Raw genomic sequence first — 21,908 nt, 5'->3', positions numbered from 1 at the left:
CAATGGCCAACGTAAAGAAACCACTGGGTATTACCGACGTTGTATTGCGTGACGCGCATCAATCACTGTTTGCGACCCGTATGCGTATCGAAGATATGCTGCCAATCGCTGAGAAACTGGACGACATTGGCTTCTGGTCTCTGGAAACCTGGGGTGGAGCCACTTTCGATTCCTGCATCCGTTTTCTGGGCGAAGATCCATGGGAGCGTCTGCGTGCGCTGAAAAAGGCTATGCCAAAAACCAGGCAGCAGATGCTGCTGCGTGGTCAGAACCTGCTGGGCTACCGTCACTACGCAGACGATGTGGTAGACAAGTTTGTTGAGCGTGCCTGCGTAAACGGTATGGATGTGTTCCGTGTCTTTGATGCCATGAACGATCCACGCAACCTGAAACAGGCTATGCAGGCGGTTAAACGTCACGGTGGTCACGCTCAGGGCACCCTGTCTTATACGACCAGTGAAGTACATACCACTGATATGTGGCTGAGTCTGGCCAAGCAGATTGAAGACATGGGCGCAGACTCTCTGTGCATCAAAGACATGTCTGGCATCATCACCCCGACCGATGCCTTTGATCTGGTGACTCGCCTGAAGAAAGAAACCGATCTGGAACTGCACCTGCATTGCCACGCTACTTCCGGTCTGTCTTCCATGTCCATTCTGAAAGCTGTGGAAGCGGGTATTGATCGTGTGGATACCGCCATCTCTTCCATGTCCATGACTTACGGCCATTCTCCTACCGAGTCTATTGTTGCTGCTCTGCAGGGTACGGATCGTGATACCGGTCTGGATCTGGGCAAGCTGGAAGAAATTGCTTCCTACTTCCGCGAAGTCCGTAAGAAGTATGCCAAGTTTGAAGGCGCCCTGCGTGGTGTTGACTCCCGTATTCTGGTGGCGCAGGTGCCGGGTGGCATGCTGACCAACATGGAAAACCAGCTGCGTGAGCAGGGTGCTTCTGACAAGTTTGATGAAGTGCTGAAAGAGATCCCTCGTGTTCGTAAGGATCTGGGTATGATCGCACTGGTGACCCCGACCTCCCAGATTGTTGGTACTCAGGCTGTACTGAACGTTCTGACCGGCGAGCGCTACAAGTCTATCTCCAAGGAAACCCAGGGCATCCTGAAGGGTGAGTACGGTGCAGCACCGGCTCCATTCAACAAGGAACTGCAGGCGCGTGTTCTGGATGGTAAGAAAGCGATCACCTGTCGTCCGGCGGATCTGCTGGAAGCTGAAATGGACAAGCTGACTGCTGAGCTGAAAGACGTTGCTGGTGAGAAAGGTATCAAGCTGGCTTCTGACGAAGTAGACGACGTTCTGACTTATGCCTTGTTCCCGCAGGTAGGTCTGAAATTCCTGCAGAACCGTGGCAATGCCGATGCGTTCGAGCCTGCTCCGGGTACTGAAGAGGTTGAAGAGAAAGCACCAGCTGCGCCAGCCGCTAAAAAAGCCGCTGCATCCGATACCGGTGTTTACAGTGTGAAGGTAAACGGCAACAGCTATGTGGTTGAGGTCAGCGAAGGTGGCGATGTATCCAGTGTTGCGACCGCTGCTGCTCCTGCCGCTGCACCAGCACCTGTTGCTGAGCCTGCCGGTGAAGGTGAGCCTATGCCTGCACCTCTGGCAGGTAATATCTGGAAAGTGAACGTTGCTGCCGGTGATGCGGTGAACGAAGGCGACGTGTTGCTGATTCTGGAAGCCATGAAAATGGAAACCGAGGTGCGCGCACCACGCAGCGGTAAGGTGACTTCCGTGGGTGTTCGTGAAGGCGACAGTGTTGTAGTAGGCGACACTCTGCTGGCCATTGCCTGATTTAGGGGGCGATAGCAAAAATGGATAAGGTGCTTAACCTTTGGTACGGCTCCGGCCTGTACAATATGGATGTCGGTTCATTTGCCATGATTGTTGTGGGCTTTGTCCTGCTGTATCTGGCGATCCGCAAACAGTTCGAACCGTTGTTGTTGGTGCCGATTGGCTTTGGTGGCATTATGGCGAACATCCCGGCAGCTGGTCTGGCGCTTCCTGCCATAGAGCAGGCTATGTCTATCGCTCATCCTCATGTGGTGGCTGCTGTTGCAGCAGCCCTTGAGGTGGAAGTGACAGGTGTAACGCCCTATGAGCTGGTGAGCCTTTATAATGAAGCGGGTGTTGCTGTTCAGCAGGTGGTGAATGCCGTGGTGGCTGACTTCGGTTACTCGAACGGTGTCTTGTATACCTTTTATGAAGTAGCGATTGCGACCGGTGTTGCGCCGCTGGTGATCTTCATGGGTGTCGGTGCCATGACGGACTTCGGCCCTCTGCTGGCAAACCCTAAAACTCTGTTTCTGGGTGCGGCAGCGCAGTTCGGTATCTTTGCCACCGTGCTGGGCGCTGTAGGTCTGAGCTCTCTGGGTCTGATGAATTTCAGCCTGGCGGATGCGGCGGCTATCGGTATTATCGGTGGTGCTGATGGTCCGACAGCCATCTATGTGTCCAGCGTGCTGGCACCGGAACTGTTGGGTGCGATTGCGGTAGCGGCTTACTCTTACATGGCTCTGGTACCTCTGATTCAGCCGCCTATTATGAAGGCGCTGACCACTGAGGAAGAGCGTAAGATTACCATGGTGCAGTTGCGTGCAGTCAGCAAGACCGAACGTATTGTGTTCCCTCTGCTGCTGTTAGTGCTGGTTGCTTTGTTGCTGCCAGATGCGGCACCGCTGCTGGGTATGTTCTGCTTTGGTAACCTGATGAAAGAGTGTGGCGTGGTTGAACGCTTGTCTGATACCGTTCAGAACGCACTGATCAACATCGTAACGATCTTCCTGGGATTGGCGGTTGGTTCCAAACTGGTGGCTGACAAGTTCCTGCAGCCTGAAACGCTGGGTATTCTGACTCTGGGTATCGTGGCGTTCTGTATTGGTACTGCGACCGGTCTGCTGATGGCGAAGCTGATGAATAAGGTCAGCAAGCATAAGGTGAATCCGCTGATTGGTTCTGCCGGTGTCTCTGCTGTACCAATGGCAGCCCGTGTTGCCAATAAAGTGGGTCTGGAAGCGAATCCGCAGAACTTCCTGCTGATGCACGCTATGGGTCCGAACGTAGCGGGTGTTATTGGCTCTGCGGTAGCAGCCGGTGTCATGATTAAATACCTTTCCGGTATGTAATCACTTTACATCGAGCGGTTATCGATAAAAAATCCGGCATTCTTTTGAGTGCCGGATTTTTTTATTGTTTTCGGAAATTGTCTTTAAATTAAATCTGATTGATTGGTTATATTGAGGAAAAATAAAACTCTATTGATTTGGCTCACCCCTTAAAATTGACAGTGGGCAGGGTTAACCGTAAAACATGTTTTTTTCAACGAGTATTCAGGTTGATTGATGGAATACAAGAGTCATAAGGTTCCAGTGAAAAAAAGCATTGCGCTGGTTGCTCACGACAACAAAAAAGATGAGCTGATAAGCTGGGCGATGCGTCACAAAGAGGAACTGGTGAATCATGAATTATTTGCAACCGGTACGACTGGCGCTTTATTGGAGCGCCATCTCGGTTTGCCCATTCATAAATTTATCAGTGGTCCATTGGGGGGTGATCAGCAGATAGGCGCTCTGATTTCCGAGAGCAAGCTGGATTTGCTGGTGTTTTTCTGGGATCCGTTTGAGTCTCAGCCTCACGATCCGGATGTAAAGGCTTTGCTGCGTATTGCAGCGGTGTGGAATATCCCCGTAGCCTGTAACGAAAGTTCTGCCGACTTTGTTTTTTCATCGCCCATGATGAAGGCGAGCCACGAGCGCAGAATTCCCGATTACGACAGTTACCTGCGTTCCAGATCATTCTGATGTTGTTCGGATATGCGTGCCTGCCGGTTAATGGTGGGCACGCATATCCTTAACAAGCTGACCGGACAATAGCCTGCTTATTCGACCAGTACTGAATGATCTGGAAAGAATTCTGTTTTCTTCAGTGAGCTGATGGTGTTGATTTCAGCTTTCAGGCATCGGTTACGCTGTCGCCCTGACCAGCAAAGTGACGGCGTTTCTTGTAGGTGACTTTGGGTGCCCGGGTTGATTTATCTTCTGACGGGCTCTGTAATGGCGCGTTATTCGAGAAAATTGATTTGGTTGACCGGTTATAGTTTCGGTTTCTGATCCTGTCGGACCGAGGCTTCATACTTTTTTCGGAATGAATTCCGGAGTTGGCTGAAGTGATCTCAAACGAGTCGTTAAATCTGGGTTTTTCGAACTTGTGATCAAAGCTGTTAATTGAATCACCGGCTTCCATTGAGCCATCGTCTTCGTTGTTTATTTCCTGTGTATCCTGTTCACCTTCCTGCAAGTTAAGTCGCATTCGGTATGGATGACCATAACCGCGTCTGCGTCTTGGTTTATGTGATTTAGGCTCTGGTGGTTTAAGCCCGGTAAATTGCTCGTAGACAGTGGCATAAATGTATTTGCTCATTATTGCCTCCAGTTAAGATTCATCCCAGATTATTAAGTTAATGTCTTTATTTGTTGTACGATGGTAGTAAATACCCAAAAGGGCATGTATAGGTAACAATACCTAAATAAAATTAACATTACTTAGGCATAATGTTTCAGGGTTGAATTTGGATTCAATCGAATCATAGCAGTTCGATTATTTCTGACGTTATTTGTTTCATAATATTTTTGAATGTAAGAGGTTTGTTAATAACCAATCCTTTAACTGAATTATTCTTTATACGATGAGTGAAAAGGATATGGTGGACCCCACTGTCAAGACAGTAAACCAACAAATTTAAGTTAAGTCCTGGCAGTGGTCCAAAGCCCTCATGCAAAGTGAATTGCCTTAGGCGTTTTATAACTCAACGACTGGTGTAATCGTTCAGTGTTGTAAAACTCAAAGTATTCATCCAGCCCAGTATAAAGCTCTGGAACAGTCTGAAATTCATGCGTGTACAGCCATTCATGTTTGACGGAGCGCCACAGCCTCTCGACAAAAATGTTATCCAGTGCTCGCCCTTTCCCGTCCATGCTGATACGTATTTCCCGTTCCTGAAGAGGTGCCAGAAAATCATTACTGGTAAACTGACACCCTTGGTCAGTGTTGAATATATCAGGTTCACCTTGTTCCAAAGCTCGACCCAGCGCATGAATACAGAAGTCTGCATCCAGTGTGTTCGACAGCTCCCAGCTGACCACGTAACGGCTGTACCAGTCAATAATGGCAACCAGATACATAAACCCCTGAGGCATCGGGCAGTACGTAATATCAGTACTCCAGACCTGATTGGGTCTCACAATATCAACGCCGTTCAACAAGTACGGGTAAACCTTATGCTCTTTGTTTCTCAGGCTTGTGCCCGGTTTTGGTCCGACAGCCTGTATGCCCATCAGCCTCATAAGTCGCTGTATACGCTTCCTGTTGACCGGAAAGCCCTGCTCATTCAGCCATGCAGTTATCTTACGACTGCCGTAAAACGGTGTACGTGTATACTGCTCATCAATGAGCCTCATCAGATTCAGATTCTCAGGGCTTTCCAAAGCTGGAGAAGCTTGGTAATACCAGCTTGACCTGCTTAACCCAACCAGTTCACATTGGCGCTGAATGCTGATCTTCGAGTGATCCGGGTCTATGCATCTCCGTTTGTCATCAATGGACATTGCCAGATTTTTTTTTCAACCAGTCCAGCTCCATTTTAAGCCGTCCGATCTCCTGATACAGGGGGGCAGTGAGCGCATCTGGATCTACCTCTGGCCGTGCCCTGCCGAAGACTTCTGGAACCCCCTGGAGTAGCTGTCGCTTCCACTGGCTAACCTGAACGGCTGCAACTTCGTGTTCGCTTGCCAGCTGGTTTATGGTCTTTTCGCCCTTGTAGGCTTCGAGTGCTACCTGTGCCTTAAATTCGGGCTTATGTCGTTTTCTTTTTGCTGTCATGATTCCCTCCTGCAGGGTCATCTTACAGCCAGAAAACTTAACTTAGCTACCTGTCCAGTTTATGGGGTCCATCATAGGATGCAAATCACTGTTGAGTGGATTTAATTATATTGATTTTACTTTTAGGGAAGAACGGCAATTAAGAATGCAGTGAGCTGAAAATGTGGCTGATGGTTGCAGGCTGGTTGAATCTGATTGATCGTGTTAATAAAAAGTTAGTACGTGCGTAGGTATTAGCCCTGATAGTGGAAAAACCGTACATGGGATATGTTTGCCGGAGCAATTTTAAGCGGCTGCAGGCAATGAGATTAAGTGAAGAATCTGTTTAGGCAGGACTTCTGTTATCAGCTATAACTATGTCAGCAAGTTTGGTGAAGAGTGTTTTGAAAACCTCCTTTATGGCAATTTACATTATGTAATTTACTATACAGGCAGATGTCGAGTTTTGACCTAGCTCAACTCTCACTCTGATGATGGTTCAATCCTTTCGATCATAGCCTTCACGACAGACGACTGTTATCTGATTATCTCCGCAGCACTTTGACTGACTCAAAAACACGAGGAGCTTGCTGAATGAGCACTCAAGTCAACGAAATTCCCCAGTGGGAAGGTTTTGCTCAGGGCGACTGGGCAAACAGCGTAAATGTTCGCGACTTTATCCAGAAGAACTACACCCCTTATGAAGGTGGTGACGACTTCCTGGCTGGTGCTACCAAGGCCACAGATACTCTGTGGGCTGACGTTATGGAAGGCATCAAGCAGGAAAACCGTACTCACGCACCGGTTGATTTTGACACTGACCTGCCTTCTACCATCACTTCTCACGACGCTGGTTACATCCGCAAGGACCTGGAAACCATCGTTGGCCTGCAGACTGAAAAACCGCTGAAGCGCGCGATCATTGCCAACGGCGGTATCCGCATGGTGGAAACGTCCTGTCAGGTATACGGTAAAGAGCTGGACCCGATGGTCAAGAAAATCTTTACCGAGTACCGCAAGACTCACAATGCTGGCGTATTTGATGTTTACACGCCAGACGTTCGTGCTTGCCGCAAATCCGGCGTAATCACCGGTCTGCCAGATGCTTACGGCCGTGGTCGTATTATTGGTGACTACCGTCGTATTGCTCTGTACGGTATCGATTTCCTGATTAAGGATAAGAAAGCTCAGCACAAGAGTCTGGACAAGGTTCTGGAAAACGGTGAGAAGCTGGAGCGTACCCTGCAGCTGCGTGAAGAGATCATGGAACAGATCCGTGCCCTGATGCAGATTAAAGAAATGGCCGCCAAGTACGAGTGTGACATTTCTGTTCCTGCGAAGAATGCTCAGGAAGCTATCCAGTGGACTTACTTCGGTTACCTGGCGGCAGTTAAGTCCCAGAACGGTGCTGCTATGTCTCTGGGGCGTGTTGCTTCCTTCCTGGACGTCTACATTGAGCGTGACCTGAAAGCTGGCCTGATCACTGAAGAGCAGGCTCAGGAAATGATCGACCACTTCGTTATGAAGTTGCGTATGGTTCGCTTCCTGCGTACGCCTGATTATGATGATCTGTTCTCCGGCGACCCGATCTGGGCGACTGAGTCCATCGGTGGTATGGGTCTGGACGGTCGTACTCTGGTGACCAAGAACAGCTTCCGTTTCCTGAACACCCTGTACACCATGGGTCCGTCTCCGGAGCCAAACATCACTGTACTGTGGTCTGAAGAATTGCCACAGGGCTTCAAAGAGTACTGCGCCAAGGTGTCCATCGATACCAGCTCTATCCAGTACGAAAACGACGACCTGATGCGTCCGGACATGGAAAGCGACGACTACGGTATTGCCTGCTGTGTATCTCCAATGGTTCTGGGTAAGCAGATGCAGTTCTTCGGAGCCCGCGCTAACCTGGCCAAGACTCTGCTGTTGGCGATCAACGGCGGTGTTGACGAGAAGACCGGCCTGCTGGTAGGTCCAAAGTCTGATGCGATTACCAGTGATGTACTGGATTACGAAGACGTGAACTCCCGTCTGGATGGCTTCATGGACTGGCTGGCCACTCAATACGTGACCGCGCTGAACTGCATTCACTACATGCACGACAAGTACTCCTACGAAGCCTCCCTGATGGCGCTGCACGATCGTGACGTAGTACGTACCATGGCTTGTGGTATTGCCGGTCTGTCCGTTGCGGCTGACTCTCTGGCGGCGATCAAGTACGCGACTGTTAAGCCGGTTCGTGATGAAAACGGTATTGCGACTGACTTCGAAATCGATGGTGACTATCCGAAGTTTGGTAACAACGATGAGCGTGTAGACGCCATTGCCTGCGATCTGGTTGAGCGATTCATGACTAAAATCGCGTCCAACGACATGTACCGTGAAGCGATTCCGACTCAGTCTATCCTGACCATCACCTCCAACGTGGTATATGGTAAGAAGACCGGTAACACACCAGACGGTCGTCGTGCAGGTCAGCCGTTCGGTCCGGGTGCAAACCCAATGCACGGTCGTGACACCAGCGGTGCGATTGCCTCCCTGAGCTCTGTTGCCAAGCTGCCATTTGCTTACGCGAAAGACGGTATTTCCTACACCTTCTCCATCGTGCCTAAAGCGCTGGGTAAGGATGAAGGCAGTCGTCGTCGCAACCTGGTCGGCCTGATGGATGGCTACTTCCACAATGAAGGTCAGGAAGTTGAAGGTGGTCAGCACCTGAACGTTAACGTTCTGAACCGTGAAATGCTGGAAGACGCAGTAGAGAATCCGGACAAGTATCCTTCTCTGACCATCCGTGTATCCGGTTACGCGGTGCGCTTTAACTCTCTGACTCCAGAGCAGCAGCGTGACGTTATCACTCGTACCTTTACAGCTTCCATGTAAAGAAAAGTGTTGACGCTTAGCGATGTGATCTGAAAAAGGCCGGCGATATGTCGGCCTTTTTTGTATTAAAAGAAGTGAAAAATTATGTCTTTAGGTCGTGTTCATTCTCAGGACTCGTTTGGCACCGTTGACGGGCCGGGTATTCGCTATGTGGTGTTTATGCAGGGATGTCATATGCGCTGCCGTTATTGTCATAACCGGGACACCTGGGATTTGCGTAAAGGTGGCGAAATAAAAAGCCATGAAGAAGTGTTTCAGGATATTTACAAGGTCAGAAATTTTCTGTCCGGCGGGGTGACGGTTACAGGCGGTGAACCCCTGATTCAGGCAGAATTTGTGGCAGACCTGTTTGCCGAGTGTCGAAAGGCAGGCATTCATACCTGTCTGGACAGCAATGGCTTTACCAAAACCATTACCGAACCAGTTGAACGACTTCTGTCGAATACGGATCTGGTATTGCTGGATCTGAAGCAGATTGATGAAGACATGCATCAGAAACTGACGTATGTCACCAATCGTCACCCGCTGAATTTTGCCCGGTATCTGCACGAGATTAACAAGCCGGTCTGGATTCGCTACGTGGTTGTGGAAGGGTATACAGTTGACCCTCAATACGCTGCCAGAATGGCCGAGTTTATTGCGCCTATGAGAAATGTCGAAAAGGTCGAGATTTTGCCTTATCACTCGCTTGGGGTGCATAAATGGGATTTGCTTAATGATACTTATGAGCTGGAGTCAGTGACGCCACCGACGACGGAGCAGCTTGACGCAATCAAAGCAGAGTTTGTTAAGCGTGGGGTGGCTGCGGCTTATTAATTGGTAAGGCGCTGAAGCAGTTAGGCGCTTTTTTGTTATTGATGTGACCTGAGTTGGGTTCTGACTTTGCTAACTACCAGGAGGGTTGCCCAAATGGTCACGCCTGCTGCTGCTGAGATAGCGAGATTGGTTATTCCTACCAGAATGGTTCCTTTGTTTTTTGAGGCGTTGGTTTGAACGGGGGGGCATTCCGGGCAGCCGCAGGTTGAACGACTGGAGCCGGGGGCTGTATCAAAATTTGAGAAGCTTGCATGTAAGACTGTCGCAGTATTCAGTGTTGTATTTGAGTTTATCTTAAATACACTGGTTTTTGCTTCGGGGGCGGTGCCGTTGAATTTGGCGATGTAGCCAGATAGAGGTACTTCTGAATTTAGAAAGTCGTTAAGGTTGCTATTCGTAAGTCTTAATGCATCAAACACCATAACATCGGTTTGGATGGTGACGTCAACAAGGCAGTCACTGAAGCGAGCCGGGTGAGGTGCTTTATCTCCCGGACAGGTATTGCACTGACATGACTCATCCAGAAAATCTATGAAACGACCAGTTGTCTGGAATGTGGATACTCCTGAATTAAAACCTTCGGATATTTCCTTGACGGTATTGCGGCTGGTAAATTTTTTGGCCGTAATTCCCTGTCTGTGCATATCGCCGAGAAATTCATTGGTATCGACAAGGACTTGTACAGGGCAGTCCTTAAAGTTGTTGGTTGGGTTGGGCTCAAAGCTGGCAACGCTTTGTCTGATGGGTTGATCCCATAAAACACTGCTGAAAATAACGACTGGCCAGCTCATTGCTGCCTTGTTGACAATGGATTGAAGGGCTTTTTTTATCTCAGGCCATCGTCTGAGGATAGGGTTGCTGTCAGGGATTTCTTCCCAGTCATCGTTTGATCTTCTTTCGTTCAGGTTGTCTTCAGCAAATTTTTTTATTTTTTCAAGCATTTTTTTATCTGGGGATTTGAAACTGTATGTGTAAAACCCCTGATTACCGCAGTTTCCTGCTGCTGCAAATTTCTGTGCTTGAATGGCAGCTGAAACCAGAACATCCCGAGGTACGTTGTGTCTGTTCGTTTTGACCATTGCATATTGATCGCTTTCAGGGTTGGCAAGCGCTACAACACTGAAACCCGCTGGCAAGGGAGTGCTGCCTGGTATGACAACTATTGTGTTTGGTGTCTGTTGCGCTGAAGCTAATGAGTACTCGAACGATGCTCCGGTGTCGGTGTTGGTGGCCGTGCATAGGTAATACGTATAGTGAGTTAATGAGGGATCCGAGGTTAACTTCTTATCCTGATCCTGATGGTCAGAGAGTCTGCAGTCCTGATTCCATCCTGCGAAACAGAGTGTAGATGTAGTGATGGATAATATCAGGAGTGCAAGTATGAGAATCGTTTTTTTATGGCAGAAGCAGGGGAGTGAGAACGACATGGTAATCAGTGCTCGGCTTAAAAAAACTGAGCACTGATTGTAGTATAACTTTTCTCGGTGGCTAATTTTAAAGACAGCTACGTAAGAGGTAGCGCTTTTTGCACTGAAAACAATTATATTGCATCAGTTAAAAATGCGGTTTTCCTGCTCCTGAACGCGAATAAACGTTGTACGCTTAGTCAGTTCTTTCAGCTTGGCAGCACCTACATAGGTGCAGGTGGAGCGAACGCCACCCAGGATGTCCTGAACGGTTTCAACCACCGGGCCACGGTAAGGAACTTTAACAGTCTTACCTTCAGAGGCGCGGTACTTGGCAACACCGCCGGAGTGTTTGTCCATGGCTGTGTCGGAGCTCATGCCGTAGAACAGGCGGAATACTTTTCCGTCTTCTTCTACAGTTTCACCGCCGGACTCGTCGTGACCGGCAAACATGCCACCGATCATTACGAAATCTGCGCCGCCACCGAAGGCTTTGGAAACGTCGCCTGCGCAGGTGCAGCCACCGTCGGAGATGATCTGACCGCCAACGCCGTGAGCCGCATCAGCACACTCAACAGTAGCGGACAGCTGTGGGTAACCAACACCGGTCTTAACTCGGGTGGTACAAACAGAACCCGGGCCGATGCCAACTTTTACAATGTCGGCGCCTTTCAGGATCAGTTCTTCAACCATTTCACCGGTGACAACGTTACCGGCAATGATAACTTTGTCCGGGTGAGCTTTACGTACGCGGGTAACGTAAGATACAAAGTGCTCGGAGTAGCCGTTTGCTACGTCGATGCAAATAAAACGCAGCTTGCTGTCCAGAGCCAGAATCTCGTTTACTTTCTCGAAATCGCTGTCGGAGGTGCCGGAGCTGACCATGATGTGCTCCTGAATACCTTCAGGGGCGTTAGCTAAAAAGGTTTTCCATTCTTCAACGGTGTAGTGCTTGTGCACGGCAGTCAGCATTTTGTGCTCGGCCAGTGCCAGAGCCATGTTGAAGGTACCAACGGTGTCCATGTTGGCAGCGATAACAGGAACACCAGTCCATTCTGTATCGGTGTGAACAAAGCGGAAGGTACGTTCCAGGCTTACCTGTGAACGGCTCTTCAGAGTGGAACGCTTAGGCTTAAACAGTACGTCTTTAAAGCCCAGCTTGATATCTGCTTCAACGCGCATAATCTTCCCGTTAAGGCATCAGTCTTTTCAAAATAGCTATGTTCACGCAGTGAATTAAAAGCCGAAGACCCATGCCTGTTTTTACAGGTTAATACAGAGGGTGAGGTACAAGCGGCGGGTGCCTGAAAGGAGTTTCCGTTTCTGCCAGATGCAGTATCGGAAAGGAATGCAGAGTTTTGACGCTTATACCAGTCGAGTATACAAAATCATTGTCAAAGATCAAAGGGTTGATTGTTAATTCAATAGCTTTGAATGACCAATCAAATATAAGCAATGCAGCTTCAGTTTTTTTAACAGTGAGGCTGCATTATGTGTTGGTTATACCAGTTCCGCTTTCTAAATATGACCATGAGCAAGTCATTCTGGATCGCGGGACAATACCCTGAAGGGCATAAAGGCGGAACGACGAGTAATAGCGAGCTATTGCGAGGAGTTCCAACGCAGATCCCGTGATTCAGAATGGCTGCGCAATTCATATTTAGAAGGTGGAATTGGTATTAATCGATCAGGTCACGGATTTTGGTTTTGATCAGGTCAATGGCAATCCGGTTTTTACCGCCATGGGGAATGATCAGGTGTGCATGCTGACGGGCTGGTTCAATAAACTGAAGAAACATAGGACGCACGGTTTCAAGATACTGTTTGATGACTGAATCCACATCGCGACCGCGCTCGACAATATCCCGTTTCAGACGACGAATCAGACAGATATCCAGTGGTGTGTCCATATAAAAACGTAAGTCGAAGGCTTCACGGATTTCCGGACGGGTAAACAACAGAATGCCTTCAATAATCACCACGCGGGCTGGCAATACATGACGGCACTCTTCTTTGCGATTATGAACCGAGTAATCGTACATGGGCACATCAACCGCTTTACCCTCTTTTAGCTGGTTCATATGTTCCAGCATCAGCTCATGATCCATGGAGTCCGGGTGGTCGTAATTGGTACGAACCCGCTCTTCCATGGTCAGGTGGGTCTGATCCTTGTAATAAGAGTCTTCAGAAATAATGCACAGGTGCTCAGACTGTAACTCTTCGATCAGAGTGTTAGCCAACAGGCTTTTACCGGATGCAGAGGCACCGGCAACACCAACAAGGATGGTCTTCTGTTTCATAAATAATCCACCATTGGGAACTGTGGATGAATAGAGACGGCTCAGTGCTGCGGACGATCGACGGGGTGAGGTTTTCCATCGTCGTCTATGGCAACATAGGTGAAAATGCCTTCTGTGACCTTTACCCGTTTCTGGTTGAACGGCATCTTCATACTCCAGACTTCCAGTTTAATACGCATTGAGGTTGTGCCAATGTGCATAAACTCGGCGTAACAACAAACGACGTCACCCACCTTAACAGCCTGATGAAACGACATGGACTCTATGGCAACGGTTGATATACGGCTGTGGGCACGTTGTTTGGCGGCCATACCGCCGGCCAGATCCATTTGCGACAGTATCCAGCCACCGAATATGTCACCGTTGGCATTGGTGTCGGCGGGCATTGCCAGAGTGCGAAGAACCAGTTCACCTCGGGGCTCGTGCATCAGAGCATCTCCAAATTTATCCGGTTTGATCGGCGAATCCTAAGGCGGTGCGGTGCACTTGTAAATTGGTAGATGTCTGTTTGTGATTTGTCTGTGGTTTCGGTATAAGAGCGGCTCTCAAAAGCCCTTCTGTTAGAATGAATGCTTTTGAAATGCAGATTATGTATCCGGAAGACAAGGTTAGACACATTTATGGGATTTGATTCTCTCGCCAATACCAGCCAGCTGGTGATGCGCAATGCCCAGTGGCTGGAAAGCGATAATATGCTGCTGGTAGGTATGCCTGCGGATAATCTGGGCAATCTCCTGCTGGAAGAGGGTATTGCCACCAAGGTGTCGGGTTTGACCAGAGATTACGCTGTTTTTCGGCGTCTCAGGTCCGGCTGGGAGGGTAATGAGCGTATGAGTCTGGAATTTGCGCCGGTGGTATCTGCGACAGAACAGCGTTTTGATGGCGTTATTCTTTTCCTTCAGAAAAGCAAGGCACTGATGGACTATTGGCTGGAAATGCTGCTGCCACTGCTGACGGAAGATGGCTGTATCTGGCTGGTGGGCGAAAATGGTGAGGGTATCAAGTCCTGGAGAAAGCGCCTGAAGAACACCTTCGAGTCGGTTAAAAATCTGGATAATGCCCGTCATTGTGGGTTGCTGGAAGGTGCTTCGCCCACCCGTAAAGAAGCCTTTGACTGGCAAAAAGTATTGACCGGCTTTGAGATTCCTGTGGCTGATGGAAGTCTGTCGATTCAATCATTGCCCGGCGTATTCAGTCATGGCCGGCTGGATGTGGGTACTCAGGTGTTACTGGATACGTTTGATGCAGTGCCTGCTGGCAAAGTGCTGGACTTTGGTTGTGGTGCCGGTGTGATCTCCGCTGCGCTTGCCAAACTGAAGGCTGATAACGACTACACACTGGTGGATTGCGATGCTCTGGCACTGGCCAGTTCGGAACGCACCCTGAAACAGCTCGGTGTTGAGCGATTCAGAACCGTTGCCAGTGATGGATTGTCAGAGGTAGAAGGTACGTTTGACTTTATTGTCTCGAACCCACCGTTTCATCAGGGCGTAAAGACGCACTATGCGGTGACTGAGCAGTTTCTGGCAGAAGCTGCTCCACGGCTTAATAAAGGAGGAGAGCTGAGAATTGTGGTAAACAGTTTTCTGCGTTATGAACCCATTATTGTTAAAGCCTTTGGTCACTGTAAAACACTGGTGACTCGCAATGGGTTCACGGTTTATCAGGCTATCAGGCATTAATGTCACGTTGAGTTTCAGGTGTCGTATTTACGTCACCTGGCTCAGCTAATGTTCGTTTTTATAAAAACAATCCTATTTATTCTGACTCCCGATTAATCGTGACTTTTTAAGAAGATTTATTTCCTATACTAACCAGAAGTTGTGATTCCTAAGATCAGGGAGAGATCAGATGGCTTCAATTTTTGACAAAGTGAATGCTAGGCTTCCGGCCTTATTGAGGCCGGGGAGCCGACTGCGAACAAAGGCTGCAAACATTAAGCCGTTAATCGCACTAAAGAAATTTGCCCTTAAAACGGTTAAGCTTGCGAAAAAGTTAAAAGTTCTGATACCTCGCCGTGCCCGCAATTTTGCCAGCAATGTCTACACCCCTAAAGCTGCGCTAAGAAGCAAGTTGGGAGCTGATTTTGATTCTGCCATACACAACCGGTCTATCAGAAGGACTGATACTGGAAAGCTTGTGGAGCAGTTCAGACTTAAAGGTGAAAAGTACGGCACAGAATCAGCTAAGCAAGAAGCCCAGGAGTTAATGGATGCTTTTATTAAATTGCAGCCAGCGTTGGAAGCATTTATTTCAGGAGCTGATGCAAGAACTGAGCGCTACAAAGGTAAGCTAAGCGATATTGAGCAAGAATTTACTAAAGGCGTTAAACACCTGAAAGATATTGCATGGGCCGACATGTTACGCTTCCTTGAAGGCAAATCCAGTGAAGAGGCTACAAAGTGGCAGAGTTTACATCAGCTAGTGTTCGGAACAAGTAAAGTTAAAGCAGGATCTGGTGAAAGATTGCATGGGCTGAAACATTTTGTACAGGAAATTAATGCTAACCCAAGTTTAAAGGAAGAGGGTGAAACGACCTTTGAATCAGCATTGAGGATGATGACTGAAGAGTGGTCGGTTCATGAAAGGTCAGTTAAAAAACAATTGAAAAGTTGGGAAAAGAGTCGTGATGTTTCAAGTGCTCGGAAATATCAACACCATATGGCATTTTTGGAATCAGTTGCCAGCTTAAAGAAAATGACTAATGATTTTGATTTGAATGCTGCCAGAGAGGAAAAACAACAATTCCTTGGTCGGTACGGTGAGTTGTTTGGTGTTCAAGGCGGCGTACCCATTGCTTCGAAGTATCTGCAAGGTTTAAAAGACATTGAATCCGATGTTGATTCAGGTAATGAAACTGAGCCTGAAGATGACTTTTTTACTGATCAAGCTGATTCAGACAATGAGTCTGCTGGTACAAAAAAACAGGGAGATGATCTGAGTGGTAGTTCAGGTTTTGGCAGTGAAACAACCAACCGTTCAGGGTTAAGGCGTAGGCGTAAAACATCAAGCAGAGATCGCGAAGTGCAAGAGCAAAATTTTTATGAAAGAAGGAGTTCGGGTGGTAGTTCCTATGACTCCGACTCCGATTGAGGTAAATACAACTATTTTTCGGAATAGTTAGTTTCATTTTGAAATAAAAGGGTGGCTCTTTAAAAAGTAGTTGAGAGCCACCATTAGTTATGTCAGAAATGAAATTAGAAGGCTATTCCAGAGGATGGATATAATAGCTGCCAAGAAGCACCTTCATCCTGTCTGAATACCCTCCCGCCTCAGTGTGAACTGTCATGACTTCCGACTTTTCTTCCAACGATTGATCAGCCAGATTCTTTGTAATGGTTAGAATATGCCGATGTTCCTGACGATTCGGTTTGGAGCGAATGGCAATAGTTCTGCTGTGTTTAAGGTCGGGGCAATTTGCAACTGCATTCAGAAATGACGGCGTTGAACGTGTTGGCAGTAAAACCCATGCACTACCGGAGCGAGCTAAATGGCGATCAAGACTCTGTGCCAGCTCATCAAAACTCAGACTGCAGGTATGACGAGCCATATTCCGCTGCCTGTCGGGTGCTTTCAGGGCATTTTCAAAGAAGGGCGGGTTGCAGATAATGGTGTCATAACCTTCGGGCAGCCCTGAAAATGTCTGAATAGACGACTGAATCACCTTTATTTGATCAGTCCATGGGCTTTGGGTAACGTTTTCTTTTGCCTGTCCGGCCGCCTCTCTGTCCAGTTCAATGGCGTCAATCCGAGCAGAGCTGCGCTGTGCGGCCATCAGGCTCAGCAACCCGGTTCCTGCGCCTATATCCAGAATTCTCTGACTGTCTGAAACCTCAACGAGCGCACCAAAAAAGCAGGCATCCAGTGTTACCTTCATGGCACACTGTCCCTGCTCAATGCGAAACTGTTTGAACTGAAAGTACGAATTGGGTTTTCGAGCCATTCTGTCAGCCCTGTTCAACGGCAGTACCGGATACGTCGCTGCTGCGGTCTTTGACTGTGGCAGACTTGCGCTGCTGCAACACGACGGCAACAACAATCATTACCAACCCGATGTAAGTGGTTGGATGAATACTTTCCTGCAGAATATTGGCAATAAAAAACAGTGACAGAAAAGGACTCAGGTAACTGATATTACTCACCTCCGCGGTGTTTTCAGCCAGCTTCAAAGCTTTAAGCCAGAGAATGTAGGCAATGCCCATTTCAATCACGCCAATGTAGGCAGCACCGGCTAAGCCTTCAATACTGCCGGGGTGAAAGTCGGAAGCAATGGCAGTTGCTGCAATAATCCAGGGCATGCCCAGCAGAAAGCAGATCAGCAGGCTAACCAGAGGGTCGCCTTTCAGGCGGGTATTAAAAATCCAGTACACTGCCCAGGCCAGCGTGCTGGCAAGCGCAAGAATGACGCCTGTCGGACTGCCAAAGTCCAGACTTTGCAGTTGCCCGCGGGTGCTGATAATCAAAACACCAAGATAAGCCGTCAGACAACAGAGGATGTCTTTACGGCTTAATTTTTTACCCAGCATGGGGACTGCCAGCAAACTGAGTGCCACTGGCCAGCTGTAGTTAAGCGCCTGGGCCTGTTGGGCTGGCAGAAGCTCGTAAGCACCAAACAAAAAGATGTGATAAAGAAAGGGGTTCAATACACCAAGGGCTGCATAAAGCCAGAATGACTCTCTGGCCTGACGCACCAGTAGCTTCCCTTTACCCTGCAGCAAAACAATACTTCCCAGCAAAAGGGTAGAAGTCAGTACTGACCAGAACACCAGTTGCCAAGGGTCAAGATAGTCAAGGGTCAGTTTGAATGCTGTTGCGATGGTAGACCACAACAGCGCGGTAGCCAGAGCGTAACTGCATGCTTTGGATTGAGAGGTCATTGCTTGCCTGTTTATGCGTAGACGTTTTCAGATAAAAGGGGAGGGCTTGTATACCACACTCATAAACAGGCTGTCAGTAAATAGTTGGCAGCCTTCCATGGCTAGAGCTGTGGGCTATTCTTCACCAGTGAGCAGACTGGCTTTGCGATTGGCAGCTCTTCCGGCACGGGTGTTGTTGTGCTCAAGTATGACACCGCCAGCCAGTGGTTTTATCCGGTCAGTGTCAATACCCTGATTGACCAGATAATCTCTGACGGCGTTGGCTCTTTTCTGAGACAATTCCACGTTATAGGCGGCCTCACCTGTATTGTCGGTGTAGCCATAGACTCTTATTTTCAGATCAGGATTTCCTTTCATTTTCTGAGCAACCTTGTTGAGGAATTGCTGCGATGCACCATCAATGGCTTTTTCATTAAAACTGAAGTGGACTTCTCCCAGATTCTCAGACACATCCAGGTAGCATCCATGGCTGTCAACCGGAGCGCCTTTCATGGTATTCGGGCATTTATCCAGTCCATCCGGAACACCATCACTGTCTGAATCAACAGGGCAGCCTTTGCTGTCCACAACAACACCGGTCGGAGTGTTGGGGCATTGATCCATATTGTCAGCAACGCCGTCGCCATCGCTGTCCGGACAACCGTGTTCATTCACCCGCATGCCACCCGGAGTTCCAGGGCACAAGTCTTTGTAATCAGGCACGCCGTCGTTGTCTGAATCCAGCGGACAACCCGATTCACCAACGGCTACGCCGGAAGGCGTATCCCGACACAGGTCGTAACGGTCAGAGACCCCGTCTCCGTCGCTGTCTTTGTCGGTAAATGCACAGAGAAGGCCACCGAGCACTGCACCAATGGCGGCACCACCGGCAGCAGCCGTGCCGCCTTCAATGGCGGCACCAAGAACACCACCGGAACCACCACCAATCAGTGCACACTGCCCCCAGCGTTTGATACTGCCATCTGTCGCACATCCCGATAGCATGACACTGAACAGGATGAGGATCGCAACTCCTGATAATGAGCGGGGACTGGACATGGTTTAAACTCCGGACGGGTAGAAAAGATCTTGTCTGAAGGCTGAACCCTGAGGTTCGCAGTAACAGTTCGGATTCAGCGTAATATTTGCTGTTGCTAGTTGCTGGCAGCAAGTTTTAATGAAGTAGAGGAAGTATAGGTCAGGATGGTTTGGACTATGAAAATAATCCATTGAAGTTGATCCCGCTAAGCTATTCAGTGAGCTATTCAGTTCAGTGAGCTAGTCAGTGCGCTGGCTTTACTCCCTCAATATAAGCGGAAAGAATATAGTCTTCGACGTTTGTTCCCGGAGCCCAGTGACGTATAAACGCTTTACTCTCATTTTTGGGTGTAATTTTTATCTCAGTAAAGCCGCTTTCCTGCATTATGCGTTCAAGTTCCTCGATTAATATTGCTCCCGACAGACAGGCGTTATAGTTTTCCTCACTTTTAAACGACTTCGGTAGTTCGATGCTGGCTACGGTGTCTGAAATAGCCAGCCTTCCGCCTGGTTTCAGTACCCGATAGACTTCCTGAAACACCTTGAGTTTGTTGGGAGAAAGGTTGATAACACAATTTGAAATCACAACATCAATGGTGGCGTCGGCGACGGGAAGGTATTCGATTTCACCCAATCTGAACTCAACATGGTTATGCACTGATTTTTCTACATTTGCACGGGCTTTGCTGACCATCTCCGGAGTCATATCGACACCGATGACATGACCGGTGTCACCTACTTCTGCTGCTGCAAGAAAGCAGTCAAAGCCGCCACCACTGCCCAGATCAAGAACGGTTTCACCCGGTTTTAAGGAAGCAATGGCTTTTGGATTACCGCATCCAAGCCCCATGTTTGCACCTTCAGGTACCTGTTCTACATCGTTTTGACTGTAGCCCATTTGCAGAGACATAGAGTCCGGGTCAGGTTTCGAACTATCACAGCAATGGGTTCGGTCGCCATCAGGTGCTTTTGACTCTGCTACTTTACGGTAGTTGTCTCGCACATGTTTACGAATTTTGTCGTGTACTACATGACTCATTGCTCTTTCCTCTGTGATATGAGCAAAAACTCAGGATAGCCTCTGCGTGGTCACAGGAAAGAGCTTCATAAAGATCGGGTATGGTTGATTTACCTGAACATGGACGAATATTGGTAGCTTAATAAAAAGATTATCGTGTTGAACACTGAGTGCCTAGCCTGTCTCCCAGCCAGTCATTACTCAGGCAGTCAATCACCAGATGGATGCGGCTTATGTTGCTGTGATTAACGACAGAGTGAGGTTCATGGGCATTGATATACCATAGCTCACCCTCTTGTATGGCCAGAGGTTTTCCGGCAACCGTAAAAGCGACGTTATGATTACTCACCAGACAAAAATGCAGCCGCACCTGTCCCATGGAAAAACAGAGACCATTGTCCCTGTGAGTCTTAATGCACGCCCCTGGGGCTAGTTTCATCAGGCGTGCGGATAGAATGTCGCAGTGTAAATTCTGAAACAGGTCGATCACATCCGGCAACTGCTCTGCAGTTGGGTAATTAATGTATAACTGTGAATCGTCGTTTGATATCTGGAAGGCTTGCAGAACGGGGTGAGCGTCAATATGGCAGGCAAGTCCCCTGATTGGCAGAACCTGCCAGCTGCCCTGATAGTCTTTGAGATTGACATGATCAAGCCATTCTTCTGACTGTATGAGGTTGATTGCGTCTTGACGCAGACGATCAAAGTTCTGAATGCCAATATCAAGTTGTTTAAACGGCAGGTCGTTTACCAGCTCAGGCATAAAACTATTTTCCTTGGAAAAGTCAGGAAAACTGCATTCCAGCATCAAGTTTGAAACGTTCCGCAAATGCCAGCCCGCTGAATATTCCTTCAGTTACCATTATTACGTCCAGTCTCAGGGCTCCGTCGGATGTGGCAACAATCAAACCTTCGGGTTCGCCGACATGCAACACGGTACCGGCTTCAACACCATAGCCGGGGTGATCGACCGGTGTCGCCTGCATCAGTGCGATCTGTGCGTTCTGCCATTTTATAACCGCACCGTTAAATTGCGGGTTGCCCGCCCGAGCCATAGCAGCGATGCCTTCAGCCGTCATACTCTTCCAGTCAACCAGAAGATCTTCCAATTGTGGCATTGGAGCGGCTGTAGACTCGCCTTCCTGAGGACGTGGATGAAGCTTTGCATTACACAATTGATCAAGAAACTGTGTGACAAACGCCGGAGCCCGGGCAGACATAGTGTTGGCCAGTGTGTTGAGGGTATCTCTGTCTGTCAGGGGCAACGGTTGCTGAAACATAATGTCCCCGGTATCGACGGTCTGTTCCATCCGGATTATGGACAAACAACTCTCTGTTTCCCTGTTTCGAATCTGCCAGTAAAGGGGCATAGCACCCCGATATTTCGGTAAAGGTGAGGCGTACAGGTTGAATGTACCCTGACAGAATGCATGAATAATGTTTTTCGGAAGCCTGTGAGGAAAGGTGTAGACCAGACCGGTGTCGGCCTGCCAGTCATCCATTATGGGTAGGAGCTGATCAGGGTTGCTTTCAGGAAAAACGTGAAACGGAATACCGGCCTGTTGCAGCTGAGATGACAATTGTCGTGCATCATGATCCTGTCGTGTTGAAACAATAACTCCTGCCAGGCGCCCGGCTTGCAACAGCTCGTTAATAACAGGAATAGCAATACAACTTGAGGCAAACAGAGCCAGCTTAATCTTCTTCTCGGGCGGCTTGGCAGGCAT

General features: G+C 48.6%; 19 protein-coding genes. 7 read left to right on the top strand and 12 right to left on the bottom strand.

Going from position 1 to position 21,908, the window contains the following annotated elements:
- Nucleotides 1–2: 2 nt before the first annotated feature.
- The 3 genes from oadA (at nucleotide 3) to EZMO1_RS16480 (ending at nucleotide 3,814) form a co-directional block, all read left to right on the top strand.
- Nucleotides 3–1,808 carry a sodium-extruding oxaloacetate decarboxylase subunit alpha gene (gene oadA, locus EZMO1_RS16490; RefSeq protein ID WP_034877076.1) on the top strand — a complete coding sequence of 602 codons (1,806 nt, stop codon included), beginning with the start codon at nucleotides 3–5 and terminating at the stop codon, nucleotides 1,806–1,808.
- Nucleotides 1,809–1,828: 20 nt separating this feature from the next.
- The gene (locus tag EZMO1_RS16485) at nucleotides 1,829–3,139 is read left to right on the top strand and encodes a sodium ion-translocating decarboxylase subunit beta (protein WP_034877078.1); all 1,311 of its coding nucleotides are present in this window, start codon (nucleotides 1,829–1,831) and stop codon (nucleotides 3,137–3,139) included.
- Between the two features lie 216 nt (nucleotides 3,140–3,355).
- A complete protein-coding gene (locus tag EZMO1_RS16480; protein WP_034877080.1) occupies nucleotides 3,356–3,814 on the top strand; it encodes a methylglyoxal synthase in 459 nt (152 codons plus the stop codon).
- Between the two features lie 151 nt (nucleotides 3,815–3,965).
- On the opposite strand, the gene EZMO1_RS16475 is transcribed toward EZMO1_RS16480, so the two are convergent.
- Together EZMO1_RS16475 and EZMO1_RS16470 are read right to left on the bottom strand one after the other, a co-directional pair.
- Nucleotides 3,966–4,433, bottom strand: coding sequence for a hypothetical protein (locus EZMO1_RS16475; RefSeq protein ID WP_034877082.1), 468 nt, complete (start codon nucleotides 4,431–4,433; stop codon nucleotides 3,966–3,968).
- A 350-nt stretch (nucleotides 4,434–4,783) separates the two neighbouring features.
- Nucleotides 4,784–5,891, bottom strand: a protein-coding gene (locus tag EZMO1_RS16470; protein WP_145912435.1) for an IS3 family transposase whose coding sequence is annotated in 2 segments (ribosomal slippage) — nucleotides 4,784–5,624 and nucleotides 5,623–5,891 — 1,110 coding nt in all. Because the reading frame shifts where the segments join, the coding sequence is not laid out codon by codon here.
- Nucleotides 5,892–6,464: 573 nt separating this feature from the next.
- Here EZMO1_RS16470 and pflB point away from each other — a divergent pair.
- Together pflB and pflA are read left to right on the top strand one after the other, a co-directional pair.
- Nucleotides 6,465–8,747, top strand: a complete 2,283-nt coding sequence (gene pflB, locus EZMO1_RS16460; RefSeq protein ID WP_061509586.1) for a formate C-acetyltransferase — start codon at nucleotides 6,465–6,467, stop codon at nucleotides 8,745–8,747.
- Between the two features lie 84 nt (nucleotides 8,748–8,831).
- On the top strand, nucleotides 8,832–9,563 hold the full coding sequence (gene pflA, locus EZMO1_RS16455; protein WP_034877087.1) for a pyruvate formate-lyase-activating protein: 732 nt from the start codon (nucleotides 8,832–8,834) through the stop codon (nucleotides 9,561–9,563).
- 35 nt (nucleotides 9,564–9,598) lie between these two features.
- Here the strand turns inward: pflA and EZMO1_RS16450 are convergent, their stop codons facing one another.
- From EZMO1_RS16450 to yciA, 4 genes are all read right to left on the bottom strand, one after another.
- Nucleotides 9,599–10,504: a hypothetical protein gene (locus EZMO1_RS16450; RefSeq protein ID WP_145912634.1), complete on the bottom strand. Its 906-nt coding sequence runs from the start codon at nucleotides 10,502–10,504 to the stop codon at nucleotides 9,599–9,601.
- A 609-nt stretch (nucleotides 10,505–11,113) separates the two neighbouring features.
- Nucleotides 11,114–12,151 (bottom strand): GMP reductase, encoded by a 1,038-nt coding sequence (locus EZMO1_RS16445; RefSeq protein ID WP_034877093.1) that lies wholly within the window; start codon nucleotides 12,149–12,151, stop codon nucleotides 11,114–11,116.
- A gap of 497 nt (nucleotides 12,152–12,648) precedes the next feature.
- On the bottom strand, nucleotides 12,649–13,269 hold the full coding sequence (gene udk / locus EZMO1_RS16440; protein WP_034877096.1) for a uridine kinase: 621 nt from the start codon (nucleotides 13,267–13,269) through the stop codon (nucleotides 12,649–12,651).
- Nucleotides 13,270–13,310: 41 nt separating this feature from the next.
- Complete coding sequence (gene yciA, locus EZMO1_RS16435) at nucleotides 13,311–13,697, bottom strand: acyl-CoA thioester hydrolase YciA (RefSeq protein ID WP_034877098.1); 387 nt, start codon at nucleotides 13,695–13,697, stop codon at nucleotides 13,311–13,313.
- A gap of 192 nt (nucleotides 13,698–13,889) precedes the next feature.
- Here yciA and EZMO1_RS16430 point away from each other — a divergent pair, with 192 nt between their 5' ends.
- Together EZMO1_RS16430 and EZMO1_RS16425 are read left to right on the top strand one after the other, a co-directional pair.
- Nucleotides 13,890–14,951, top strand: coding sequence for a class I SAM-dependent methyltransferase (locus tag EZMO1_RS16430; protein WP_034877100.1), 1,062 nt, complete (start codon nucleotides 13,890–13,892; stop codon nucleotides 14,949–14,951).
- 169 nt (nucleotides 14,952–15,120) lie between these two features.
- Nucleotides 15,121–16,362, top strand: a complete 1,242-nt coding sequence (locus tag EZMO1_RS16425; RefSeq protein WP_034877102.1) for a hypothetical protein — start codon at nucleotides 15,121–15,123, stop codon at nucleotides 16,360–16,362.
- Between the two features lie 112 nt (nucleotides 16,363–16,474).
- Here EZMO1_RS16425 and EZMO1_RS16420 read toward each other — a convergent pair whose 3' ends face one another.
- The 6 genes from EZMO1_RS16420 to EZMO1_RS16395 all read right to left on the bottom strand — a co-directional run bounded on the left by EZMO1_RS16420 (nucleotide 16,475) and on the right by EZMO1_RS16395 (nucleotide 21,908).
- Entirely contained in the window at nucleotides 16,475–17,212 is a 738-nt protein-coding gene (locus tag EZMO1_RS16420; protein ID WP_034877104.1) for a tRNA1(Val) (adenine(37)-N6)-methyltransferase, read from the bottom strand.
- 4 nt (nucleotides 17,213–17,216) lie between these two features.
- Nucleotides 17,217–18,146 carry a DMT family transporter gene (locus EZMO1_RS16415; RefSeq protein ID WP_051790130.1) on the bottom strand — a complete coding sequence of 310 codons (930 nt, stop codon included), beginning with the start codon at nucleotides 18,144–18,146 and terminating at the stop codon, nucleotides 17,217–17,219.
- Between the two features lie 114 nt (nucleotides 18,147–18,260).
- Nucleotides 18,261–19,184 (bottom strand): OmpA family protein, encoded by a 924-nt coding sequence (locus tag EZMO1_RS27830; protein ID WP_034877106.1) that lies wholly within the window; start codon nucleotides 19,182–19,184, stop codon nucleotides 18,261–18,263.
- A gap of 223 nt (nucleotides 19,185–19,407) precedes the next feature.
- On the bottom strand, nucleotides 19,408–20,202 hold the full coding sequence (locus EZMO1_RS16405) for an arsenite methyltransferase (protein ID WP_034877109.1): 795 nt from the start codon (nucleotides 20,200–20,202) through the stop codon (nucleotides 19,408–19,410).
- A gap of 130 nt (nucleotides 20,203–20,332) precedes the next feature.
- The gene (locus tag EZMO1_RS16400; protein WP_034877608.1) at nucleotides 20,333–20,944 is read right to left on the bottom strand and encodes an aspartyl/asparaginyl beta-hydroxylase domain-containing protein; all 612 of its coding nucleotides are present in this window, start codon (nucleotides 20,942–20,944) and stop codon (nucleotides 20,333–20,335) included.
- A gap of 22 nt (nucleotides 20,945–20,966) precedes the next feature.
- Nucleotides 20,967–21,908 carry a methionyl-tRNA formyltransferase gene (locus EZMO1_RS16395; RefSeq protein ID WP_034877112.1) on the bottom strand — a complete coding sequence of 314 codons (942 nt, stop codon included), beginning with the start codon at nucleotides 21,906–21,908 and terminating at the stop codon, nucleotides 20,967–20,969.

Origin of the sequence: Endozoicomonas montiporae CL-33 (genome assembly GCF_001583435.1) — a bacterium.
Classification (GTDB): Bacteria; Pseudomonadota; Gammaproteobacteria; order Pseudomonadales; family Endozoicomonadaceae; genus Endozoicomonas_A; species Endozoicomonas_A montiporae.
The sequence above is the reverse complement of the archived record's forward strand: the minus strand, read 5'-3'. Positions and strand labels throughout refer to the sequence as shown.